This window comes from Candidatus Aminicenantes bacterium, from assembly GCA_026393855.1.
Lineage (GTDB): Bacteria > Acidobacteriota > Aminicenantia > Aminicenantales > UBA4085 > UBA4085.
This window is the reverse complement of the sequence record JAPKZJ010000026.1, coordinates 24,073-32,218: the sequence shown is the minus strand read 5'-3', so window position 1 is coordinate 32,218 and position 8,146 is coordinate 24,073. Positions and strand designations below refer to the sequence as shown.

General features: G+C 66.2%; 6 protein-coding genes. All 6 read right to left on the bottom strand.

The window, feature by feature from the left end:
• Positions 1 to 256: 256 nt before the first annotated feature.
• Genes nagA through NTZ26_03885 form a run of 6 tightly spaced genes read right to left on the bottom strand, consistent with a single transcriptional unit; the run spans position 257 to position 8,039 of the window.
• Positions 257 to 1,603, bottom strand: coding sequence for an N-acetylglucosamine-6-phosphate deacetylase (nagA, locus tag NTZ26_03910; protein ID MCX6559637.1), 1,347 nt, complete (start codon positions 1,601 to 1,603; stop codon positions 257 to 259).
• A gap of 46 nt (positions 1,604 to 1,649) precedes the next feature.
• Positions 1,650 to 3,023, bottom strand: a complete 1,374-nt coding sequence (gene glmM / locus NTZ26_03905) for a phosphoglucosamine mutase (protein ID MCX6559636.1) — start codon at positions 3,021 to 3,023, stop codon at positions 1,650 to 1,652.
• A complete protein-coding gene (locus NTZ26_03900) occupies positions 3,020 to 4,366 on the bottom strand; it encodes a hypothetical protein (protein ID MCX6559635.1) in 1,347 nt (448 codons plus the stop codon). Before NTZ26_03900 ends, glmM begins: the two co-directional genes overlap by 4 nt.
• Before the next feature lie 60 nt (positions 4,367 to 4,426).
• Positions 4,427 to 5,677, bottom strand: coding sequence for a phospholipase D-like domain-containing protein (locus NTZ26_03895; protein ID MCX6559634.1), 1,251 nt, complete (start codon positions 5,675 to 5,677; stop codon positions 4,427 to 4,429).
• A gap of 59 nt (positions 5,678 to 5,736) precedes the next feature.
• The gene (locus NTZ26_03890) at positions 5,737 to 6,339 is read right to left on the bottom strand and encodes a hypothetical protein (protein ID MCX6559633.1); all 603 of its coding nucleotides are present in this window, start codon (positions 6,337 to 6,339) and stop codon (positions 5,737 to 5,739) included.
• Entirely contained in the window at positions 6,336 to 8,039 is a 1,704-nt protein-coding gene (locus tag NTZ26_03885) for a M6 family metalloprotease domain-containing protein (GenBank protein MCX6559632.1), read from the bottom strand. The genes NTZ26_03890 and NTZ26_03885 overlap by 4 nt, the downstream gene beginning before the upstream one ends.
• Between the last annotated feature and the right edge of the window lie 107 nt (positions 8,040 to 8,146).

Sequence of the window (8,146 nt, the reverse complement as noted above, 5' to 3'; positions counted from 1 at the left end):
ATTTTTAGAGCCGTTTTGGCATAATGCATGCGGGGTCTCCTCAGGCGTTGCAACCGTGAGCCGGCCTTCGGGCTCGGCTCGGAGAGACCCCATTTTATTTCACTAATCCCGAAAAGTACCCCCAATTTTGATTTCCAGATTCGTGTCCAGACTAATCCCGGGAAATATAACAACTTAGACCGTTCCCGGCCTATTTATTGGGGGAAGTCCTGGTCACTCGGCCCGTCCGGAAGAGCTCATCGACATGGTCAATAAGTTATATCTTTCTTATTTTGGCGGGAGCGGCTTTTCCTTTCCGGCGCGATTCGACGGGGAAAACGGCCTTTCCCCCGACAAAAACGTCGTGGACCCGAAGCGCCGAGTCCAGGAGGACGACGTCGGCGTCGCAGCCCTTAGCCAGGGCTCCTTTCTTCTTCTCCAGGCCCAGCAGTCGGGCGGGGTTGGTCGTGACGAGGGGCAGGACGTCGGCCAGCGGCCAGCCGCTCCAGCGGATGACGTTGCGGACGGCTTGAAGAAGGGTCAACGTGCTTCCGAAGAGCTTCCCTTCTTTGGTTCGCAGGGGCGCCTTGTCGATGCCCGCCGGCCGGGTTGCGTCGGTGACAAGAAGAACTTTGTCCGGCGGCTTGGCCGCCAGGGTTAGAAAGATCGTGCCCGGGTGGAGGTGGTGCCCGTCGGCGATCAGCTCGACCGAAGCCTCGTCGTTCAGCAGCAGGGCGCCCGCCAATCCCGGCTCACGGTGGCCGAACCCGCTCATAGCGTTGTAAAGATGGGTGCCGTGGCGGACGCCGGCCTCGAATCCTCGCAGCGCCTCTTCGAAGGTCGCGGCCGAATGGCCGGCCGAGGCGATGATGCCGCGGCCGCCGAGAAACCGAATGAAGGTTTCCGCGCCTTTGAGCTCGGGCGCCAGGGTGACGATGCGGATGGGGGTCTTGATGGCCTTGCCCAGGGCCCGGATCGCATCGGGATCGAAGCGGCGGATGTTCGCCAGGGGCTGGGCGCCTCGTTTCTCGGCCGCGATGTGCGGGCCTTCCAGGTGGAGGCCGAGGATCTCCGGCAGCGCGCCCGCCGCGATCTTGTCACGGCCGCGCCTGGATTCCCGGCGAACCTGGTCGATCGTCCGGGCGGCCTTTTCAACGGCCTTCTTTGAGGCTGTCATCAAGGTCGGGAGGACCGAGGTTGTGCCCTCCCGGGCGTGGGTCCGAAGGATGGTCCGGACCGCATCGGTCCCGGCGTCCATGTAATCGGCCCCTCCGCCGCCGTGCTGGTGGACGTCGATGAATCCCGGAACCGCGATCAGGCCGCGCCGGTCGTGGACTTCCAGGACGAATCGCCGCGATCGGTTATGGAGGCGGCGCACCAGCGCGCCCATCTTTTTATAGGAACCGACCGCCACGATGCGCTTGCCGCGGGCCAGGACGGCGCCGTCGGGGATCGAGGCTCCCGGCGTCAGAACGGCGCCGGCCCGGATCAGGGTGAATGCGGCGGGGGGGCGGCCGACGGGGTTGGCGGCCGCGGCGCGCTTGGTTCCGCGCGGCGCCCGGCTCTTGGCTTTGGGCCCGGCTTTGGCCTTCCCGGCGGTCTTGGTCGTCTTGGTTCGAGGCATGGGCAAACTCCTTTCTAGGCCCGGGCGCCTTCGGCTCGCGCGACGCTCAGGCTGACTTGAGGGCGGCCGCGATGGCGTCTTTCAAGGCGTCCAGGGCGGCCGCGGCTTTGGCCCGCGTCCTGGCTTCGGCCAGGACGCGGATGATAGGCTCGGTGTTGGACGGCCGGACGTGGATCCAATGATCCGGGAAGTCGACCTTCAAGCCGTCGGTCAGGTCGATCCGTCCCTTCGCCTGGTAGTGCTTCTTGAGCCGCCCGATGAGGCGGTGGGCCTGTTCGGCCGATCCGCTGATGCGGTCCTTGAGCATGAAGTATCGGGGCAGGCTATGCTGCAAGTCCGAGACCTTGCGCCGGGTCTCGGCCATCGATTCCAGGATCAGGGCCATGGCCGTGAAGCTGTCGCGGCAGGGATGGACGGAGGGATCGATGACCCCGCCGTTGCCCTCGCCGCCGATGACGGCCCGCGGCCGGGCGGATAGAAGCTTTTCGACCACGTTGATCTCGCCGATCCGGGTCCGGAAGACCTTGACCCCGCGCTCGGCGGCCAGGTCGTCGATCAGGCGCGAGCTGGACAGGTTGCAGACCACGGAGCCCTTCCGCTTGCCCAGGACATGGCGGACGGCCAGGGCCAAGGTCAGTTCCTCGCCCAGCGGCTCGCCGCGTTCGTTGACCACGGCCAGCCGATCGGCGTCGGCGTCCTGCACGAACCCGACGTCGGCCTTGGACTCCCGGACGGCCCGGCAGACGGCCGTGATGTTTTCGGGCGTGGGCTCGGATTCGTGGGCGAATTCGCCGTTCGGGTCGGTATAGAGAGGCACAACCTCGCAGCCGAAGGCCTCGAGGAGGCGGGGGCCGAGCAGAGCCCCGGCCCCGTTGTTGCAGTCCAGGGCCACCCGCAGGCGGCGGCGGCGAACGACGGCCGTGTCGAATCGCGACAGGATGCGCCGCAGGTGCGGATCCGAAGCGTCGTCCAAATGGGAGGGGACGCGGTGGCGCTCGGCCGGGGCCAGGGCGAACTCGCCTTGGTGGTAGATATCAAGGTATTCCTCGGTCTGTCGCGGCGTCAGGTAGAGCCCGTCGCGGCTGATGAACTTGAGCCCGTTCCATTCCTTGGGGTTGTGGCTGGCGGTCACGGCGATGCCGCCTGCGGCCCGCTGGTCCTTGGTCAGGAAGAGGAAGGAGGGAATGGCGCAGATGCCCACGTCGACCGGCCGGCAGCCGACGGCCAGGAGGCCGGCGGAAACGGCCTCGCTGAGCATGATCCCCGAGCGGCGGGCGTCGCGGCCGACGAGGACGGGTCCGCCGCCGACGTAGGTGCCGAAGGCCTGGGCCAGGGCCGCCGCGAGCTGGGGCGTCAGGCTGTCGCCGACGATGCCCCGGGCGCCGGAGATCGAGATCTTGAGGGTCGTCTTGCTCTTCATCGTACCATCAGCTCGAGGTCGTTCAGAATTTCGTCGGCCCGGGCGCGGGCCTTGTCGCGGTCGCGGTCCTCGGCGATGACTCGGACCATGGGTTCGGTCGAGGAGGCCCGGACCTGGGCCCAGCCGGTCTTGTCCTCGACCCGGACGCCGTCGCCCGTGTCGACGGCCTTCGGCCCGAACAAGGCCTTGATCTCGGCCATGACCCCGTGGATGCGGGCGGGCGGACAATAGATCTTTTCCTTGACGATGTGATAGCGGGGCAAGGCCCCGACCAGCGCCGACAGCCGCAGGCCGGTCTTGGCCAGAGTCTCCAAAACAAGGCCCATGGTCAGGAAGCCGTCGAAGGCGGGCTGGAAATCCAAGGCCGCCACCCCGCCGCTCCCCTCGCCGGCCAGGATGGCCTCCTCCTGCAGGGCGGCATGGATGAGGTGGGACTGGCCGACCTTGGTTCGCAGGAGAGGGCAGCGCCGCCCGGCGACGTCCTCGATCATCCGGGAGGTAGAGTAGCTCGTGATGATCGGCCCCGGCCGCCGGGCCAGGACGGCTTCGGCGACGAGCGGGAACGTGAATTCCTCCGACAGGCTCTCGCCGGTCTCGCTGACGAGCGAGACCCGGCTGACGTCGCTGTTCAGCAGGAATCCGGCGTCCGCCCCGATGGCTTTAAGGACGGACACGGCTTGCTGGGCGTTGCGCGGCCTCGGCTCGGGATCATGCGGGAAGAACCCGTTGGGCTCGTCGTTGATCGGGATGAGATCGAAGCCGAGCCGGTCGGCGAAGGCTTTCAGAAACGGCGCCCCGGCCCCCGAGCAGGCGTCGATGACGACTTTGAAGCGGGCCCGGCGGACGGCGTCGATATCCAGGAACCGGCCCAGGGCCTGGAAATAGGCCTCGATCGGCCCTGCGGCTTGGGACAGCGCGCCCAGCCCGTCGGTATCGGTGTTGCGGAAGCGGCCGACGTGATAGATGTCCAGAACTTCGGTGCCCTGAAAGGGATTGAGATAAGTCCCCTCGGCGTTGATGAAAGTCAGGGCGTTCCACTGGATGTCGTTATGGCCGGCCGTGATCGAGACTCCGCCGCCGGCCCCCAGGCCGCGCACCGCGTGCTGCAGGATGGGCGTCGGGCAGACCCCCAGATCGATGACGTCGCATCCGGCCGAGAGAAGGGCTGCCGCGCAGGCGGACCGCAGCATCGGGCCGTGGATCCGGGTGTCGCGGCCCAGGACGAGCGGGCGGCCTTCGGCGAAGGCGCCGAAGGCGGCGGCGAAATCCATGACCGTTTTGGGGGTCAGCGACTCGCCCACGATGCCGCGGACGCCGGAAATGCCGATCTTGAGAAGTTTCATGGGCTTAGAAAGAATTATAGCCTAAGAAACGCGGGGCCGTATAGGCCATCCCAATATTTTTCATTCCTCCCCGTGCCGACGGGGAGAGTAGGTTCTTGCCGGATCGACCGCCTCAGCGGTCCCGCCGTCCCAGCTTTTATAGAAGACGCGTCGCAGCCGCTGCGCCATCGGCGCGCTGTCGACGATCAGCCCTAGGTTCCGTGAATCATGGAAATAGCTTTTCTCCCCGTTGCTGGTTCCCAGCCAGAACTTCCCGCCGTCTACCAGAACGAACTTGCAGTGCTCGACGCGGGCATAGGGGATGTAGCCGCCGGACCATTCGGGGATGACGCTGAACCGGACTTCGATATTCGGCACCGCGGCCAGATCCTTCAAAGCTCTCTCCGCCGGGGTGCCCTTTTGCCAATCCGCCACTAAGAGCCGGACGCGGACGCCGCGGCCGGCGGCGCGCCGCAAGGCGCCGTCCAAAGCTACATAAGGCGACGAATCCCGGCCGACCGGCGAATAGGAGAGAAACTGCAGACAGATCTCGCGCCGGGCTTCGCTTAAAAGCCGGCCGATTCGGGTTTCATCCCATAGCGACGGATCCGGAATCAGGGACATTGGACTGGCGGTCGGCTGCAGGGAAACGCGCCCATACCTTTTCGACGACACCTCGAATGCGGGCTCGACCTTGGCCGCCAGCTCGCCGAGGACGCTTTCGCGCGACTGCCCTCCCGCCAGCCGCCAATCCATCTCGAAGATGCGCCGGTAGACCGCAGCCAGACGCCGATCGCGGATCCTCAGTCCCAACTCGTGAATGTGGGTCAGCGACCGCCAGTCGAAATTTGGACTGCCGATGAAAACCGTTTCGCCGTCGACGATGATGTATTTCGCGTGGTGCGTCCCGCCGGCCAGGGCGGCGAAATCGATGAGGCGCACGGAGACGCCGGGCATATGACGCAGCGCATCCAACAGGATCGGGTAGGTGGCGGACATCCGGCTGTCCGCTAAACAGCGGATAGGGACGCCGCGGCGGGCCGCGGCCGCCAGCTCGAGGATCACCCGGTCGAGCGTCTCTCCCGGCCGGTGGGCATAGTAGAACTGCCCCATCTCTATCGTTTCGCGGGCCGAGCGGATCATCTCGCACCACACGTCCGCGGTGTTGCGCAGATCGGCGTTGTCGAGGCCGGTCTCGACCGGGACGCTCTCCACGAGCTCGATGGCGTCAACTGTCGGGGGGCGAGGGTGAAAACAGGCGGACGCGGCCGCGATCAGCGCGAGGGATGCGAGGCGAAACCGGATCGGCCGCCTTTTCTTCTTGTTCTTCATCTTGATGACCTCCGTGTCGGCGGGCTTCGGTCCGGCCCGGGCCGTGCGCTCGGCTCCCCTTATCGTCGGCCGAAGATGAAGCCCAGGCCGCCGCCCAGCCGGATGCCGCCGAGATCGACGGCCTGGCCGTACGGCTTGACGGGGAGAACGACGTACTTCGCGTCCGCGGACAGGAACAGGAAGCGCCACGGGTAGAATCGGATTCCGACGGCGATGACGCCCGCGGGAGCGAATCGGTTGACTCTGTGGTCCTGGACGTAGGCGTAGTCCACGGTCTGTTTGTAGTGATAGAGCCCGATACCGCCGCGCGCATAGAAGCCGGCCGCCCCCAGGCGGATCTCCCGGCCGATCGTGGCGTCCAAGCCCCATAGCCCGAACTCGGCCGCGGATGCCGATAGGCCGAGCATCCCGGCGCGGGAAGCGGCCGATTCGAACCGAAGACCGGCTTCCCAGCCGGAACGGAAGACGAGATCGAACCCGGCCGTGACGGCGACGCCGCTGCCGTAGGTTTGCCGGATCTTGGCGTCGTTCTGATTTCGCCAGACCGCGTTTCCGTCGAGCCGCAACGTCAGGGCGGACACCGGGCCGGCCAGGACGGCGGCCCAAGCCAGAGCCGCCGCGGCCATTCGCGCCGCCGCCCGGCCCCAGGACCGGCGGCTCACTGGATCACCTCCGCCCCGGTGCTCTCGACGCCGTTGGCATCGATGGCGATGATTCGGTAGGCGTAGGCCTCGTCCTTTTTCAGCCCCCTGTGTTCGTAGACGGGGGAGGCTTCGGCCGCGATCTCGGCCAGGAGGACATAAGCTTCGTCCCCCGCGCCCTTGGGCTTTTTGTAGATTCGGTAGCTCTCGATCCGGGTCCGGTTCCGGGCGTCGTTGGCCCAGGCGAGCTTGTTGATGTATTCGATGAAGAAGATGAAGTCGCTCTGAAGCCTGGTCAGCGAGGCCCCGGCCGGCGGAAAGAGGGTGTAATGGATGTCGGCGGCGAAGGCCATGACCGGGCCGGCGGCGCCGATGGAGCTGAGCGTCAGGCCGGGCGAGGTCCCGTCGTAGCGGCTACAGTTGGGTGTGGTCAGCGGCGACAGCGTCCGGCCGGCGGTGTAGTAATCGGCGGCTCCCGCGGCGTACCCCCGCTCGATCTGCTCCAGCCCGTCGGCCTCCATCAGCCGGACGAGCTTGTGGTCGGTGTAGGAATTGTCGTAGCGGAAGTTCGTTCCGGCCGTGTTCAGCCGGGCGTCGACGTGCCAGACGATCAGCCCGTCTCCCGGCAGGGTCGCGTCGTTGGCGGCCCGGGTCCGGTTCTGGACCATGAAGAATTCATCGAACGGCTGGGATGCGGAGGACTCCGGCATCAGGATCAGCGCGTCCTGCCCGCCGCCGGACGCTCCCAGGGCAAAGCCGCGCGTCCCATAGACGAAGGCTTGCGGGGAGATCCAATCCAACAGCATTTTGCTGAAACAGTTGTGGTCGCCGCGGTTGGCGTCCATCATGTCGAACCCGCCCAGCCCCCCGCCCGGCCCGACGGTGGCGTCGTAGTCGTAGTAATCGGGCAGGCCCAGGGCGTGGCCGGTCTCATGCATGACCACGATCTGATCGTAAGCCCCCGGCCAGTAACGGGATTCCCATTGCCAGGAATACTTGGCGGCATAGAACCGCTTGCCGTCCAGCTGGAAGGTCTGGTCGGAGAAGCTGGTCTGGTAGCCCCACCAGAAATTGCTCCAACCGTTGTTCGGCCCGGCCCAGACGACGACGAAATAATCGATGGTCCCGTTGCCGTCGTTGTCGTACTTGGAGAAGTCGTGGCCCTGGGCGTCGAAATGGAGCAAAGCCTCCTTGATCAGCGCCTCCCGGGCGGAGGTGGTCTGCGGCATGGAAGTCCGGGTATAGGACGGCCTGTACCAGCCGAGGACCGAGCCGCCGATCTCGAGCATGTTGTAGGAGGCCCGGCGGTAGTAGTTGCGCAGGCTTTCGTAAGGGTAGCCGGTGTCTCCGTCGCCGAACAGCTTGGAGGCGATCGTGGAAACGGAATTGACGGCGGGGAAGTCGGAGAAATCGATCAGCAGGGCGAAAACCTTGACGCTGCCCTTCGCCGGCAGCCCGCCGCGCCGGCCGCTGGGCAGGCCGAGCGCTCCCAGCGGGCCCTCCGGCAGACCCAGGGCGGCCCGCTCCAGTCGAACCCGCAGGTCCCAAACAAGAGCCGGGTCGACGAGATGGTTGCCGAAGGCGCGGGCGTTGGCCAGGCGCTGGGCAAGGCTCCCGTCGCGCAGGTATTGATCGTGCTCGGCCCGGGTCGGCGGTTCGAGCGCCAGGGCCGGGATCGCGCAGGCGAACAGGAGAAGCAGGGGGATCTTCTTGCCGTGCATGAGGCCAGTCTAGCAATTCCCGCCCGCGGGCACAATCTGCGAGGGGGTTCGTTTTTCGGGCGCTTCCATCTATAATAGGAGGCGTTTCCGGAGAAAAAGAGAACGGT